Source organism: Amycolatopsis oliviviridis (genome assembly GCF_014654365.1).
In the GTDB taxonomy this organism is placed as follows: Bacteria; Actinomycetota; Actinomycetes; order Mycobacteriales; family Pseudonocardiaceae; genus Amycolatopsis; species Amycolatopsis oliviviridis.
In genome coordinates this window covers 542,905-557,593 of record NZ_BNAY01000002.1, presented here as the reverse complement: position 1 = coordinate 557,593, position 14,689 = coordinate 542,905, and the positions used below count along the sequence as shown (strand labels likewise).

General features: G+C 70.3%; 13 protein-coding genes. 10 read left to right on the top strand and 3 right to left on the bottom strand.

The genetic code is table 11. From position 1 onward, the window contains the following. Positions 1-115 precede the first annotated feature (115 nt). The 5 genes from rpe (at position 116) to IE302_RS09680 (ending at position 3,811) form a co-directional block, all read left to right on the top strand. Positions 116-784: a ribulose-phosphate 3-epimerase gene (gene rpe, locus IE302_RS09700; protein WP_191254740.1), complete on the top strand. Its 669-nt coding sequence runs from the start codon at positions 116-118 to the stop codon at positions 782-784. Positions 785-898: 114 nt separating this feature from the next. Then, positions 899-1,522, top strand: coding sequence for a riboflavin synthase (locus IE302_RS09695; protein WP_191253955.1), 624 nt, complete (start codon positions 899-901; stop codon positions 1,520-1,522). A 53-nt stretch (positions 1,523-1,575) separates the two neighbouring features. After that, positions 1,576-2,847: a bifunctional 3,4-dihydroxy-2-butanone-4-phosphate synthase/GTP cyclohydrolase II gene (locus IE302_RS09690; protein ID WP_191254739.1), complete on the top strand. Its 1,272-nt coding sequence runs from the start codon at positions 1,576-1,578 to the stop codon at positions 2,845-2,847. Further along, positions 2,844-3,350 carry a 6,7-dimethyl-8-ribityllumazine synthase gene (gene ribH / locus IE302_RS09685; RefSeq protein WP_191253953.1) on the top strand — a complete coding sequence of 169 codons (507 nt, stop codon included), beginning with the start codon at positions 2,844-2,846 and terminating at the stop codon, positions 3,348-3,350. Before IE302_RS09690 ends, ribH begins: the two co-directional genes overlap by 4 nt. Positions 3,351-3,367: 17 nt before the next feature. Next, complete coding sequence (locus IE302_RS09680; protein ID WP_039915899.1) at positions 3,368-3,811, top strand: PH domain-containing protein; 444 nt, start codon at positions 3,368-3,370, stop codon at positions 3,809-3,811. Between the two features lie 87 nt (positions 3,812-3,898). On the opposite strand, the gene IE302_RS09675 is transcribed toward IE302_RS09680, so the two are convergent. Continuing rightward, positions 3,899-4,678: an exodeoxyribonuclease III gene (locus IE302_RS09675; RefSeq protein ID WP_191253951.1), complete on the bottom strand. Its 780-nt coding sequence runs from the start codon at positions 4,676-4,678 to the stop codon at positions 3,899-3,901. A gap of 94 nt (positions 4,679-4,772) precedes the next feature. After that, on the bottom strand, positions 4,773-5,507 hold the full coding sequence (locus tag IE302_RS09670) for a S1 family peptidase (RefSeq protein WP_184902980.1): 735 nt from the start codon (positions 5,505-5,507) through the stop codon (positions 4,773-4,775). A 249-nt stretch (positions 5,508-5,756) separates the two neighbouring features. On the opposite strand from IE302_RS09670, the gene uvrC reads away from it, so the two are divergent. From uvrC to whiA, 4 genes are read left to right on the top strand one after another with little or no spacing between them, the layout of a single operon-like run. Beyond that, a complete protein-coding gene (gene uvrC / locus IE302_RS09665) occupies positions 5,757-7,712 on the top strand; it encodes an excinuclease ABC subunit UvrC (protein ID WP_191253949.1) in 1,956 nt (651 codons plus the stop codon). Positions 7,713-7,762: 50 nt separating this feature from the next. Beyond that, positions 7,763-8,620, top strand: coding sequence for an RNase adapter RapZ (gene rapZ, locus IE302_RS09660; RefSeq protein WP_191254737.1), 858 nt, complete (start codon positions 7,763-7,765; stop codon positions 8,618-8,620). Next, positions 8,607-9,611 carry a gluconeogenesis factor YvcK family protein gene (locus IE302_RS09655; protein WP_308436844.1) on the top strand — a complete coding sequence of 335 codons (1,005 nt, stop codon included), beginning with the start codon at positions 8,607-8,609 and terminating at the stop codon, positions 9,609-9,611. Before rapZ ends, IE302_RS09655 begins: the two co-directional genes overlap by 14 nt. Then, positions 9,602-10,591, top strand: a complete 990-nt coding sequence (gene whiA / locus IE302_RS09650) for a DNA-binding protein WhiA (protein WP_005152315.1) — start codon at positions 9,602-9,604, stop codon at positions 10,589-10,591. Before IE302_RS09655 ends, whiA begins: the two co-directional genes overlap by 10 nt. A 77-nt stretch (positions 10,592-10,668) precedes the next feature. On the opposite strand, the gene IE302_RS09645 is transcribed toward whiA, so the two are convergent. After that, positions 10,669-13,653, bottom strand: a complete 2,985-nt coding sequence (locus IE302_RS09645) for an FHA domain-containing protein (RefSeq protein WP_229907691.1) — start codon at positions 13,651-13,653, stop codon at positions 10,669-10,671. Between the two features lie 59 nt (positions 13,654-13,712). Between IE302_RS09645 and IE302_RS09640 the strand changes: the two genes are divergently transcribed. After that, a complete protein-coding gene (locus tag IE302_RS09640) occupies positions 13,713-14,633 on the top strand; it encodes a hypothetical protein (RefSeq protein ID WP_191253947.1) in 921 nt (306 codons plus the stop codon). Positions 14,634-14,689 lie beyond the last annotated feature (56 nt).

Sequence of the window (14,689 nt, the reverse complement as noted above, 5' to 3'; positions counted from 1 at the left end):
ACTGCGGGGCCATTTCGCGTCATACTCCAGACCGGGGGCCTCCTCGGGCCGGTCACAGCCGGTTAGCGGGTGTTAGCGGCGTCCTCCTACACTCGGGCGCGTGGCTCACCGACCTTTGATCGCCCCCAGCATCCTTTCCGCGGACTTCGCCCGGCTCGGCGACGAGATCCGCGCCGTCGCCGGCGAGGGGGACACTCGCGCGGACTGGGTTCACGTCGACGTCATGGACGCGCACTTCGTGCCGAACCTGACCCTCGGGCTCCCCGTGGTCCAGTCGCTGCTCAAGGCCACCGACGTGCCGATCGACTGCCACCTGATGATCGAGAACCCCGACAAGTGGGCCATCGGGTACGCCGAGGCGGGCGCCTACAACGTCACCGTGCACGTCGAGGCCGCGCACGACCCGGTCATGCTGGCGAAGAACCTGCGCGCCGCCGGGGCGAAGGCCGGTCTGTCGATCAAACCGAACACGCCGATCGAGGACCACCTCGACACCCTCAAGCACTACGACACGCTGCTGGTGATGTCGGTCGAGCCGGGCTTCGGCGGCCAGTCGTTCATCGAGGGTGTCCTCGACAAGGTGCGCACCGCGCGGCGCCTGGTCGACACCGGTCACCTCAAGCTCGTCGTCGAGATCGACGGCGGGATCAACGCCGACACCATCGAGCTGGCCGCCGAGGCCGGAGTGGACTGTTTCGTCGCCGGTTCCGCCGTCTACGGCGCCGAAGACCCTGGTAAGGCCGTCGCGGCGCTGCGCGAGCAGGCGGCCCGCGTCCGCGGCTGATCCCGGCTCTTGATCCGCCCATCGGGTCAGGAGAAGAAATCGGCCCTGATGGGTGTTGGATGAGGGGAGCACCGCTTCCAGCGACGGTGCGACCCCAGGAGGAGGGCAGCAGGAGTGTTCACCGGCATTGTCGAGGAACTCGGCGAGGTCACCGCGGTCGAGCAGGTCCCCAACGCCGCGCGGCTGACCGTGCGGGGGCCGCTGGTGACCAGCGACGCCGGTCACGGCGACTCCATCGCAGTGAGTGGCGTGTGCCTCACCGTGGTCGCGGTGGCGGGCGGTGAGTTTACCGTCGATGTCGTGCACGAGACCCTGCAGCGCTCCAGCCTCGCGAAGGTGAACGTCGGCGACGTCGTCAACCTGGAACGCGCGACGCCGGCGGGCGGCAGGCTCGGCGGGCACATCATGCAGGGCCATGTCGACGGCACCGGCGTCTTCCTCAAGCGGGACGAACAGGGGCTCACCTCGTTCGCCCTGCCCGGGAAGCTGGCCAGGTACGTGGTCGAGAAGGGGTCGATCGCGGTCGACGGCGTCTCCCTCACGGTCGCCGCGGTGACCGACGAGGAGTTCTCCGTCGCCCTGATCCCGACCACTCTCGAACTGACCACGCTCGGCCGGAACACCCCGGGTGACCTGGTGAATCTCGAGGTCGACGTGGTCGCCAAGTACGTCGAGAAGCTGGCCATGCCGCACCTGCGCACGCAGGGGGACAATGGCGGCACGGAGGAGCGGGCGTGAGCGAGACGAGTGCGATTCCGGGGTCGGCCGATCTGACCCCCTGTGGAGGCGGGGTGGCTGTGAACGTCGATGCCATCGAGGCGGCGATCGCCGACATCAAGGCGGGCCGTCCGGTCGTCGTGGTGGACGACGAGGACCGCGAGAACGAGGGTGACCTGATCTTCGCGGCGGAGAAGGCCACGCCCGAACTGATGGCCTTCATGGTGCGCTACACCTCGGGTTACGTCTGCGTGGCGCTGACCGAGGCCGAGGCGGACAGGCTCGACCTGCCGCCGATGTACCACACGAACCAGGACCAGCGCGGCACCGCGTACAGCGTGACGGTCGACGCCGCCGAGGGCATCACCACCGGTATCTCCGCGGCCGACCGGTCGCACACCGTCCGCCTGCTCGCCGACCCGGCGTCCACGGCGGCGGACTTCCGGCGCCCCGGCCACGTGGTCCCGCTGCGTGCCAAGCAGGGCGGCGTCCTGCGGCGCCCGGGGCACACCGAAGCCTCCGTCGACCTGGCCCGCCTCGCCGGGCTGTCGCCGTCCGGCGTGCTCTGCGAGATCGTGTCGCAGAAGGACGAGGGCGACATGGCCCGCCGCGACGAGCTGGAGGTCTTCGCCGCGGACCACGACCTCAAGATGATCACCATCGCCGATCTGATCGCGTACCGGCGGCGCACCGAGAAGCAGGTCGAGCGGGTCGCCGAGGCGCGTATCCCGCTGACGGCGGGCACGTTCCGCGCGGTCGGGTACGACAGCCTGCTCGACGGCATCGAGCACATCGCCTTCGTCTACGGCGAGATCGCCGACGGCGAGGACATCCTGGTCCGCGTGCACTCCGAATGCCTCACCGGCGACGTCTTCGGCTCGCTGCGCTGCGACTGCGGTCCGCAGCTGGAGGCGGCACTGGAGGCGGTGGCCAAGGAAGGCCGCGGCGTCGTGCTCTACATCCGCGGTCACGAGGGCCGCGGCATCGGGCTGCTGCACAAACTGCAGGCCTACCAGCTGCAGGACGCCGGCGCGGACACCGTCGACGCAAACCTGCAGCTCGGCGTCCCCGCCGACGCGCGGGACTACGGCACCGGCGCGCAGATCCTGTGCGACCTCGGTGTCCGTTCGATGCGGCTGCTGACGAACAACCCGGCCAAGCGCGTCGGGCTGGAGGGCTACGGCCTGCGGGTCACCGGCCGGGTGTCGCTGCCGATCTCCCCGAACCCGGAGAACCTGCGCTACCTCAAGACCAAACGGGACCGGATGGGGCACGACCTGTCCCAGCTGGAGCATTTCGACCAGGTCGGCGCCGAGGTCGACCAGGGCAACGGAGGCAAACGGTGAGCGGCGAGGGCCGTCCGGACGTCGAACTCGACCTGTCCGACTGTAAGAACATCCGGCTCGGGATCGTGGCCACGCGCTGGCACACGAAGATCACCGATGCCCTGCTGGAACGCGCCCTCGAGGCGGCCAAGGTGGCCGACCTGGAGGAGGAGCCGACGGTCGTGCGCGTCGCGGGCGCCGTCGAACTCCCGGTCGCCGCGCAGGCGCTGGCCCGGACGCACGACGCGGTCGTCGCGCTGGGCGTGGTCGTCCGGGGCGGGACGCCGCACTTCGAGTACGTCTGCGACGCGGTCACCGCGGGCCTGACCAGGGTGGCGCTCGACGAGAGCACCCCGGTCGGCAACGGCGTGCTCACCTGCGACACCGAGCAGCAGGCCCTCGACCGGTCGGGTCTGCCCGGCTCCGTCGAGGACAAGGGCTACGAAGCGACCGTCGCCGCGCTGGACGCCGCGCACGCGCTTCGGAACCTGCGCCAGCCGTGGACCGAGCGGGGCTTCGTGTGAGCGTCGAGGCGGATGTGATGACAGAGTCCGAGGTCGTGGTGGTGCGGCCCCGCCGCGCCCTGGTGATGTGCTCGGTGCTGGCGGTGATCCTGCTGGCGACGTTCGTGGTCGTCGCGGTCCTGCTGCGCGGCTCGGACACCGGCGTGATCTTCCAGCCGTCCGACCAGGCGGCGATGATCGGCATCGGCGTGCTGCTCGCCGCGGGCACGATGCTGTTCGCGACCGCGCGCGTGAAGGCCGACGCCGACGGCATCGAGGTCCGGAACGTGCTGATGACCAAGAAGTTCGCGTGGAGCGAAGTGCTTTCGGTGAGCTTCCCGGACGGGGCCTCGTGGGCGCGGCTGGAGCTGCCGGACGACGAGTACTACTCGGTCATGGCCGTGCAGGCGGTGGACCGGGACCGCGCGGTGGCCGCGGTGCGGGCGTTGCGGCGGCTGCACAAGGCAGCTTGGAACGGCTGACGCGCCCCACTCCGACCGACGGCGTTTCGTCCTCTGAATGCGGTCCTTGCACACGCAAGTACCGCATTCAGAGGACGAAACGCGCGCTCAAAGCGAAAGATCCACCACGATCGGCGCGTGGTCCGAGGGACCCTTCCCCTTCCGCGCCTCACGGTCCACATAGGAATCCGTGACCGCGTCCGCCACCGTCGCGTCGGCGTACACGAGGTCGATCCGCATTCCCTTGTTGTTCGGGAAGTTCCCGGCCCGGTAGTCCCAGTACGTGAACGGGTGGTCGTACTTCAGCGGCCGCGGGAACACGTCGGACAGGCCGAGATCCCGCAGCGCCGCGAGCGCCTTCCGTTCCGGCTCGGTCACGTGCGTCGATTCGGCGAACACGCCGATGTCCCAGACGTCCGCGTCGGTCGGCGCGATGTTGAAGTCGCCGAGCACGGCGAACGGCAGCCCGCGCGCCTGCTCCTCCCGCACGGTCGCCTCCAGCGCCGAGAGCCAGGCGAGTTTGTAGTTGTAGTGCGGGTTCTCCAGGTCACGCCCGTTCGGCACGTACACCGACCACAGCCGCAGCCCGCCGCAGGTGGCGCCGATGGCCCGCGCGTCGGTCTTGTCCTCGAACGTGGGCTCGCCGGTCAGGCCGCGCGTCACGTCTTCCAGGCCGACGCGGGACACGATGGCCACGCCGTTCCAGCGCCCGATGCCGTACGCGGCCGTCTCGTAGCCCGCTTCCCGCACGGCGTCGAAGGGAAAGGCGTCGGTGCCGCTCTTGAGTTCCTGCAGGCACAGCACGTCCGGCTGTGCCGAGCCGAGCCACTCCAGGACCCTCGGCAGCCGGGGCCCGATCGAGTTCACGTTCCAGGTCGCGATCCGCATGCCCGCGAGCGTCCCACACCCCACCGACACGACGACGAGAAAGGGCCCCTCCGAGACGGGTCGCGTCTCGGAGGGGCCCCACCGGGGTGTGAGGTCAGACCCCGGCGGTCGTGCGGATCCAGGAGCGGGCCGAAGCGACGCTGCCGTAGTTGTTGGTGCCGCGGGTGTTCGAGCCACTCTGGTTCTGGACGGTCGAAGCGACACCGACCTGGACGCCGTTGGAGACCTGGGGGCCGCCCGAGTCGCCCTTCCACGCCGAACCGTTGATGCCGACGCTCTGGATGGCCGGGCCGCCGTAGGCGTCCGAGGAGCTGCCGCTGACGCGGACGTTGGCCACCTTCAGCGCCGAGGCGGGCGGGCCGGTCGGGGTCTCCCGGCCCCAGCCGTAGAGCTGGTTGGTGCTGCCCACCGACGGGTTCGAGCTGGCCAGCGTGATCGGCGTGACGCCGGCGTCGGAGGCCAGGTGCAGCAGCGAGATGTCGGAGCCCGCGGGCGAGGACACCTTGCGGTCGACGGCGATCACGCGGCCGCCCTGGAGGGCGTTGCTGCCGACGCGGACGCGCATGCCGCTGCCGTCGGAGTCGAGGCAGTGCTTGGCGGTCAGGACCCAGCGCTGGGCGATGACACTGCCGGAGCAGTTGAAGCCGTCCCACTGACGGCCCGGGGTGTTGACGTAGACCTGGGCGCCCCAGCTCACGGTGGGGGCGGTGCCGCCGCCCACGATGTTGGGCTGGACACCGGTCGGCGTGCCGGCGGAGGCGACACCGGCGGTCATGGTGAGGGCTGCGGCGGCGAGTGTGGCGGCGCCCAGCGTACGAAGACGGCTCACGGTGCAGGAGTCCTTTCGAGCGTCATCTGACGAAGAACCGAGTGAAGTGGAACTGGGACGGAAAGTAATCACCCGGTTCACCCGCTAGGAACCAACGAACGTCGGTTCCGGCCCAATACCCGACTTAGGTCGGTATACGTAGTGAAATACGGACCGGATCGTGGGAACGGCCACTCGAAGGGTTGACCGAAGCCTGTCTAGGGACGGGGGCTCGCAGGACTGTCGGTGGTGCCCAATAGTCTTGGTGGCGTGGCTGACCCGACCACCTACCGTCCCTCGCCGGGGAGCATCCCGGACGCCCCTGGCGTGTACAAATTCCGTGACGCCACGAAGAGGGTCATCTATGTCGGCAAGGCGAAAAGCCTCCGCAGCAGGCTGAACTCCTACTTCGCCGACATCACGGGCCTGCACCCGCGCACGCGCCAGATGGTGACCACGGCGGCGAGCGTCGAGTGGACCGTGGTCGGCACCGAGGTCGAGGCGCTCCAGCTGGAGTACAACTGGATCAAGGAGTTCGACCCGCGGTTCAACGTCCGCTATCGCGACGACAAGAGCTATCCGATGCTCGCCGTCACGATGAACGAGGAGTTCCCGCGCCTGCACGTCTATCGCGGCGCGCGCAAGAAGGGCGTGCGGTACTTCGGGCCGTACGCGCACGCGTGGGCCATCCGCGAAACGCTCGACCTGCTGCTCCGGGTCTTCCCGGCGCGCACCTGCTCGGCGGGCGTCTTCAAACGGCACGGCCAGATCGGCAGGCCCTGCCTGCTCGGCTACATCGGCAAGTGCTCCGCGCCCTGCGTCGGCAAGGTCTCCGCCGACGAGCATCGCGCGATCGTCGAAGACTTCTGCGACTTCCTCGCGGGCCGCACCGACGCGCTGATCCGCCGCCTGGAACAGGAAATGGCGGCCGCGTCCGAAGAGCTGGAGTTCGAACGCGCCGCCCGGCTGCGTGACGACCTGGGCGCCCTGCGGCGCGCGATGGAGAAGCAGGCGGTGGTGCTCGGCGACGGCACCGACGCGGATGTCGTCGCCTTCGCCCACGACGAGCTCGAAGCCGCCGTCCAGGTCTTCCACGTGCGCGGCGGCCGGGTCCGCGGCCAGCGCGGCTGGGTGATCGACAAGGCCGAAGAGATGGACGTCAAGGACCTCGTCGACCACTTCCTCACGCAGTTCTACGGCGAGGAAGCCGAACGCGCGGACGATCCGGACCTCGGGTCTCCGGTGCCGCGTGAGGTGCTCGTCCCCGAACTGCCCGCCGACGCGGAAGCGCTCGGCGACTGGCTTTCCGGGTTGCGCGGGTCGAGGGTGAGCCTGCGGGTGCCGCAGCGCGGCGACAAACGCGCGCTCGCGGAGACCGTGACACGCAACGCCGGCGAGGCGTTCACCCAGCACAAACTGCGCCGCGCCGGCGACCTCACGGCCCGCTCGGCCGCGCTGGCGGAACTGCAGGACTACCTGGCGCTGGAAACGGCGCCGCTGCGCATCGAATGCGTCGACATCAGCCATATCCAGGGCAGCGACGTGGTCGCGTCGCTCGTGGTGTTCGAGGACGGGATCCCGCGCAAGTCCGAGTACCGGCGCTTCGCCTTGCGCGAGGCCGCGGAGGAAGGCGACGTCGCGTCGATCGCCGAGGTCGTCCGCCGCCGTTTTTCCCGGTACCTCAAGGAAAACGCCGAGGGTGTCGAAGTCGATCCGGACCGGCCGGGCATCGACCCGGAGACCGGTAAGCCACGCAAGTTCGCGTACGCGCCGAACCTGCTCGTCGTCGACGGCGCGGGCCCGCAGGCCACCGCCGCCGCGGACGTCCTCTCGGAACTGGGCGTCACCGACATCGCCGTGGTCGGCCTGGCGAAGCGGCTGGAGGAGGTGTGGCTGCCGGGCGATCCCGATCCGGTGATCCTGCCGCGCACCTCCGACGCGCTGTATCTGCTGCAGCGGCTGCGTGACGAGGCGCACCGCTTCGCCATCCGGTACCACCGGGAGAAGCGGTCCAAGCGGATGCAGGTGTCCGCATTGGACGGTGTGCCGGGACTGGGGCAGGCTCGTCGTACCGCGCTGATCAAGCATTTCGGCTCGGTGAAGAAACTCCGCGAAGCAAGACTCGAGGAGATCGAGGCGGTGCCCGGCTTCGGCAGGCGCACCGCGGAGGCGGTCGTCGCGGCGCTCGCAGGGGAGTCCGCGGCGGCGGGGGAGTCCAGTACGTGATCGGGGAAGGGACCATCGTGAGTGCGCAAGAAGAAGGCCGCGGTTCGGGGATGGAGGTCGCGGTCGTTTCCGGGCTGTCCGGCGCGGGCCGCAGTACCGCCGCGAAATGCCTGGAGGACCTGGGCTGGTTCGTGGTGGACAACCTGCCGCCCGAGCTGATCGCCACCATGGTCGAGCTCGGCGCGCAGGCGCGGGGCGCGATCACCAAGGTCGCCGTGGTGATGGACGTGCGCTCGCGCGCGTTCACCGACGACCTGGCGTCCGTCATCAAGGACCTCGACGCCCGCGGTTACAAGCCGCGCGTCCTGTTCCTGGAGGCCACCGACGCGGTGCTGGTGCGCCGGTTCGAGGCCGTCCGCCGCGGGCACCCGATGCAGGGCGACGGCAGGCTCGCCGACGGCATCACCGCCGAGCGCACGCTCCTGGAGCCGCTGCGGGAAGAGGCCGACCTCGTGCTCGACACGTCGTCGCTTTCGGTGCACGACCTGCGCGCCAAGATCGAGGACGCCTTCGGCTCCGAGGCCAGCACACAGACCCGGGTCACCGTGCTGTCGTTCGGCTACAAGTACGGCCTGCCGATGGACGCCGACCTGGTGATGGACGTCCGGTTCCTGCCGAACCCGTTCTGGATCCCGGAACTGCGCGAGCACACCGGCCTGGAGGGCGAGGTCCGCAACTACGTGCTCAGCCAGGAAGGCGCGGACGAGTTCCTCGACCGCTACCACCAGTTGCTGCGCCTGATCGGCGCGGGCTACAAGCGCGAGGGCAAGCGGTACCTGACGCTGGCCGTCGGCTGCACCGGCGGGAAGCACCGCAGTGTCGCCATTTCCGAGGAGCTCGCCCAGCGTCTGTCCAATGAGGACGGTATGGCCGTGAAGGTGGTGCACCGCGACCTTGGCCGCGAGTAGCGAGCCGCGTGCGGTGGCACTGGGTGGCGGGCACGGCCTGCACGCCACCCTCACCGCGTTGCGCCGGGTGACCTCGCAGGTCACCGCCGTGGTCACCGTCGCCGACGACGGGGGCTCGTCCGGCAGGCTGCGCCGGGAACTCGGGCTGCTGCCGCCGGGCGACCTGCGGCAGGCCTTCGCCGCGTTCGCCGCCGAAGACGGCGGAACGCTGTGGGCGGAAGTGTTCCAGCACCGCTTCGGCGGTGACGGCGCGCTCGCCGGGCACGCGGTCGGGAACCTGTTGCTGGCCGGGTTGTTCGAGGTGCTCGGCGACCCGGTCGCCGCGCTCGACGAGGCGAGCAGGCTGATGGGCATCTCCGGCCGGGTCCTGCCGATGTCGCCCGAACCCCTGGAGATCCAGGGTGAGGTCTCGGGGCTGGACGCCGAGAACCCCGAGGCGCTCCGGCGCATTCGCGGTCAGGTGGCGGTGGCGACGACACCGGGGCAGGTGCACCGGATCAGCCTGCACCCGACCGGGCAGGCCGACCGGCCGCCGCGCGGCTGCCCCGAGGCGATCGAGGCGGTGCTCGGCGCGGACGTGGTGTTCCTCGGCCCGGGGTCGTGGTTCACCAGCGTGCTGCCGCATCTGCTGGTGCCGGATCTGCACGACGCGCTGCTCCGGACGGAGGCCACGAAGGTCGTCATCCTGAACTTGATCCCCCAACCGGGGGAGACGGCGGGATTCTCGCCGGAGAAGCATTTGGACGTACTCTTCGAACACGCCCCGGAATTGCGGGTGGACGCGGTCATCGCGGACCGGGACTCGGTGCCCTCACCAGCCCGGTTGCGGGACGCGGCGGGGGAACTCGGCGCGCGGGCGTTGCTGGGGGCGGTGGCTGACCCGGTCGTGACGGGGCGGCATGATCCTGATGCGCTCGCGGGCTGCATGCGGGACGCTCTCGGTCTCACCGGGGGAGGAGCTGAAGGTATGGAGGGGCAGCGATGGCGATGACCGCCGCCGTGAAGGACGAGCTGAGCCGGCTGGAGATCACCAAGATCGGCCCGCGCCGCGCGGAGGTCGCGTCGATGCTGCGATTCGCGGGCGGGCTGCACATCGTGGCCGGCCGCGTCGTGGTGGAGGCCGAACTCGACACCGGTTCGGTGGCGAGGCGGCTGCGCAAGGAGATCCACGAACTGTACGGACACCAGTCCGACGTCCACGTCATTTCCTCCAGCGGCTTGCGCAAGGGCACGCGGTACGTCGTCCGGGTGGTCAAGGACGGCGAGGGGCTCGCCCGGCAGACCGGTCTGATCGACCAGCGCGGGCGCCCGGTGCGCGGGCTGCCCGCCGCCGTCGTGTCCGGTGGCGTCGCCGACGCGGAAGCCGCCTGGCGCGGCGCGTTCCTGGCACATGGTTCGCTCACCGAACCCGGCCGCTCGTCGTCGCTCGAAGTGACCTGCCCCGGCCCCGAGGCCGCGCTGGCGCTCGTCGGCGCAGCCCGGCGGATGGGCATCCAGGCCAAGTCGCGTGAGGTCCGCGGCGCGGACCGGGTCGTGGTGCGCGACGGTGACGCCATCGGCGCCCTGCTGACCCGCCTCGGCGCCCACACGAGCGTGCTCGCGTGGGAAGAGCGGCGGATGCGCCGCGAGGTGCGCGCCACCGCGAACCGGCTCGCGAACTTCGACGACGCCAACCTCCGGCGCTCGGCCCGCGCGGCCGTCGCGGCGGCGGCCCGGGTGGAGCGGGCGCTGGACATCCTCGGCGAGTCCGCGCCGGAGCACCTGCTCGCCGCGGGCAAACTGCGCCTGTCGAACCGGCAGGCCTCGCTCGAAGAGCTGGGCCAGCTGTCCGACCCGCAGATGACCAAGGACGCCGTCGCCGGCCGGATCCGCCGCCTGCTCGCGATGGCCGACAAGAAGGCAAAGGAACAAGGCATCCCGGACACCGAATCCGCGGTGACCCCGGACATGCTGGAAGAAGACGAAGCCTGACCCACTCCCCGCATTTAGTCCTCTGAATGCGGTCGCTGCACGCGCAAGGACCGCATCGAGAGGACTAAATGCGTGAGTCAGGCTTCCCGGGGACGCCAGAGCGCCAGCTGTTCCCGAACCTTCTCCGTCTCCGGATGCCGTTCGCCCCGGACCTCGACGGAGTCTTCCAGAAGCAACGCCCACTCCGAGAGCGCTTCGGTGATCTGACCGGCTTCGGCGCGAACCAGTGCCTGCCCGAATCGGAGATCGAGGACGTCGGGATGCTTGTCGCCCAGCCGTTCCGTGGCTTCGGCCAACAGCTGTTCGTACTCTCGCACCGCCGGATGAGCACCCTCGATCAAGGCGCTCCAGAAGGCGATGTTGTGCCGGATGTGCATGACGATCACGTCGTCGCCCAACGCGTTCTTCGCCCGCGGCAACAGTTCCCGGCTCAACCGCAGGGATGCCGCGCCGTCACCGGTCTTGCCGGTCGCGACCGCGAGGAGATGCCGGGCGTGCAGGGTCTCCCGATGGCTTGGCCCCATCGCGCCGGTCGCGTCCCGGACCAGAGCCTCGAAAGCGGTCAGGGAGTCCTCCGGGCGGCCCAGCTCGCCGAGCAGGTGACCGATGTTGTTGCGAATGCTCAGCACGTCCTCGTCGCCCACGCCCAAGGCGTTGACGGCGATCGGCGACAGGATCTCGAACAGCGCGAGCGCCCTGGCCCGGTCGCCCGCTTTGCCTGTCCATGTCGCGTGCCGGGCCTTGCAGCGCAGCGTGATCCGGTGTGCCGCCCCGAGTTCCCGCTCCGCCCGCCGCGCCCACATCGCCCAGTTCTCCCGGTTCTCCACCGGAATCCCGGACGCGCGTCGTTCCACGGCGGCGAGCGCGTCCTCGTGCAGGCCCGCGAGCCACAGGAACTCGGCTTCGTTGGTGGCCGCGTACGCCTGTTCCGGAGTCGGCTCCTCGTCGCCGGACGCCGGTTCGATCTCCGCCATCGCCGCCGCCAGCCGGGCGTGCAGGGGCGGGAGCACGTCGGGATGCGGATCGGTCCACAAGACGGTTTCGGCAGGCAGTCCCGCTTGCGTCCGGCGGACGGCGTCGCCCAGGACCGCCAGCTCGTCCCGGACGCGCACCGTCCGGACCGGGCCACCGCTCGCGGCGCTCGCCTTGGTCAGGATTGAGATCGGGATCGGGCCGCGCGGGGCCGCCAGGTGAAGCAGGTCCAGCAGGATCGCGCGTGCCGGGCGGGGCCACGCGATCGAGCCGGTGTCTTCGTCGGCTTCCGGCCAGGTCTCCTCTTGGCTCACGCTGATGAAGGTGACCGTCGAATCGCCGAGCCGGATCACGTCGCGGTGTGTCAGTACGGCTTCCGTCACCCGCTCCCCGTTGACGACGGTGCCGTTGGCCGAGCCGAGGTCGGTCAGCCAAGCGCTCTCGCCGTCCCATCGGATTTTGCAGTGCATCCGGGAGACGCGCGTGTCGGCGAGGCGGAGATCGGCATTGCGGCTGCGGCCGAGGGTGGTGATCCCGAAGGACAGTTCGTGATTGACGACGGTCTGTCCCGGGGCATCGAGGATCAGCGTGGCGGGTGTGATCGTCGGCGACGTCACCGCACCGGTGTCGTAGCCGGGCTGGGTTCCGGGCAGGTTCGTCCAGGGGTCCTCGTCCCCGACCGGACGGGGCAGGGGCTCCGCGCCCCCGTGTGTCGGCCGTGGGTCGGCGACGACCGGCGGGTCCTGTCCAGGGAAACCTGGCGTCGGAGTCAGGCGCACCACGGTCGCGGACGGCAGGTTCCGAGGGGTCCGCGTCGCCACCACCGTCTTCACCCACGACAGGCCCGGATCGGCGGACAGGCTGTGCAGGAAACCGATCAGCCGCGAGGCGACGTCGGGGTCCAGGCCGTCGAGCCCGTCCATCGCGATCCGTACGGGGCTTTCCGTCCACTGTGGAGTGATCGTCCGCAATGGACCGAGGATCGCCAGATCGAAAGCGCTTGCGCCGTTCCGTGCGCTGTCGTCGAGGGTGTTCAGGAACGCCTCGCCGGACTCGGCGAACCAAGGGAGCGTGTGCCGCAGCTGGCGGGCCAGTTCCCGGGCGAGCTGTTCCGCGGTCTGCCCGCGGGTGGCGAACAGTACGGCGTGCAGGAAGTCCGGCGGCACATAGGATCCGGCCACCGTGGGGCGGGCGAGCGCGGCCAGGGTCGTCGATTTCCCGGTGCCCGCCTCCCCGGAGATCGCGACCAGGCGGGCCCCGGTGAGCAGGTGCCCGACGGTCTCCCCGAGTTCCGGCCGCTGCCGGTAGTTCGCTGTCAGCCGTTCGATGTCCGGAGCCGCGGGGTTGCCTGCCAGCGGCGAACGACGCCAGGCGGGGGAGGAGTTGAGCGCGAGCCACAGGCCCTGATCGACTCCGATGATCTCTCGGGTGCCGTCGAAGCCGAGGTGGACGGCGGTCTGCGCCGGGCACAGACCGGTGATGACCCGTTTGAGATCCGCGCAGCGGACGTGCTCGCCGAAACTCGTGTGCCCCGAACGCAGCACGGTGACCAGCGAGCGGCTGAAGCAGCCGTTCGCGGCGACACGGTCGTCGGACGCGGTGAGCAGGTCGAACCGCCTGCCCGCCTCGCCGACGATCCGCAGCCAGCGCCGCCCCGCCTGAAGCGCGCCGATCCCCGCGTGGCAGGTGTCGAGCAGGACGACCAGACCGTCGAGCGTCGAGTACCGACCGAGCAGTTCCTTGATCCGCTGGGCGAACAGGAACGATTTCCGGCTGTCCACCGGCAGGCTGGTTTCCTTCGTGAGGAAGTAGAAGTCGTCGTCGGCGTATTCGCCGTGCCCGACGAGCGACAGGAAAAGCGTCGCCTCGTCTTCGGAAGCGCGTTCGAACGCCTCCACCAGCGCGTCGTCGAGTTCGACCATCGTCGGGTCGACGAGCAGGCCGCGCCCGTCCGCGAGCGCGGGGACGCAGCCGCCGATGCCGGGATCCAGCAGGGCGGCCGAAACGTCGCGGCCGACGTCGGGGAGGAACGAAAGAAGGTTCAGCGAATCGCATTGCGACGCGACGACCAACGACCTCCGCTCTCCCACGGAGATCACTTTGTCTCATCGGCGGTGCACCGGCAAGCACTTCGGCGATACTGTGCGCCATGGCCCGGATCGTCCTCGTGCACGGCATCGCCCAGGAACAGAAGTCCGCGGACACCCTCGAGGCGGAATGGCTGCCGAGCCTGGCGGGCGGGGTCCGGCTCGCCGGCGATCCCGCGCTGGCCGACGCCCTGTGGCGCGACTCCCGCCCCGGCGACGCGCGGATGGCCTTCTACGGCGACCTTTTCCTCCGTGACGGCCAGCAGGGCGGCGCGGACGAACTCACCGCGGACGAATGGGAGCTCGCCGAGGCGCTGGCGGGGGAGTGGCTCCGGAACGCGGCCTCCCGGTCGTCCCGCGAGAGCGATCGGGACCGGGCGCGGACCGACCTGGACCGTCTCGGCGGGTCTTCCGACGAGTACCAAGGCGTGCGCGCGGCCGCCCGTCCGGTGCTGAACGCGCTGGTGCGGCTGCGGCCGTTCGCGAGGCTCGGGGTGGCGTTCGCCGAACGCGTGGTGGTCAAGGCACTCAAGCAGGTGACGCTGTACCTCACCGACGAGACGATCCGGAAACAGGTGCAGGACCGCGTCGCCGAGCACGTCGGCCCGGAGACCGAGGCGATCATCGGGCATTCGCTCGGCTCCGTCGTCGCCTACGAAGCCGCGCATCTGCACGGCCGCCCGCTGCCGTTGCTGCTCACCCTGGGGTCGCCGCTGGGCCTGCGGACGGTGGTCTACGAGCGGACCCGCCCGCAGCCGCCGTCCGTCCCGCCCGGTGTCGCGCGCTGGGTGAACCTGGCCGACCGGGACGATGTCGTCGCCGCCGAACCGGACCTCGGCCCGCTGTTCCCCGGCGCCGACGGCGTCCTGGACAGCGGATACACCGTCGACAACGGGGCGAAACCGCACGAGGCGGCGTTCTACCTCGCCAAGCGCCGGACCGGCGAGGTCCTCTCGGCCGCGGTGACCCGGCCCGGTCGTTAACCTGCGCCCGGCAGGCGTAACGCGGCGGTTTCCGCGGTGACGACGGATGGAAACAG

Bases quoted from the DNA above. Each gene is read 5' to 3' on its own strand.
- whiA (WP_005152315.1), top strand. From the start codon at position 9,602: ATGGCGATGACCGCCGCCGTGAAGGACGAGCTGAGCCGGCTGGAGATC.
- IE302_RS09675 (WP_191253951.1), bottom strand. From the start codon at position 4,678: ATGCGGATCGCGACCTGGAACGTGAACTCGATCGGGCCCCGGCTGCCG.
- IE302_RS09680 (WP_039915899.1), top strand. From the start codon at position 3,368: ATGACAGAGTCCGAGGTCGTGGTGGTGCGGCCCCGCCGCGCCCTGGTG.
- rapZ (WP_191254737.1), top strand. From the start codon at position 7,763: ATGGAGGTCGCGGTCGTTTCCGGGCTGTCCGGCGCGGGCCGCAGTACC.
- IE302_RS09640 (WP_191253947.1), top strand. From the start codon at position 13,713: ATGGCCCGGATCGTCCTCGTGCACGGCATCGCCCAGGAACAGAAGTCC.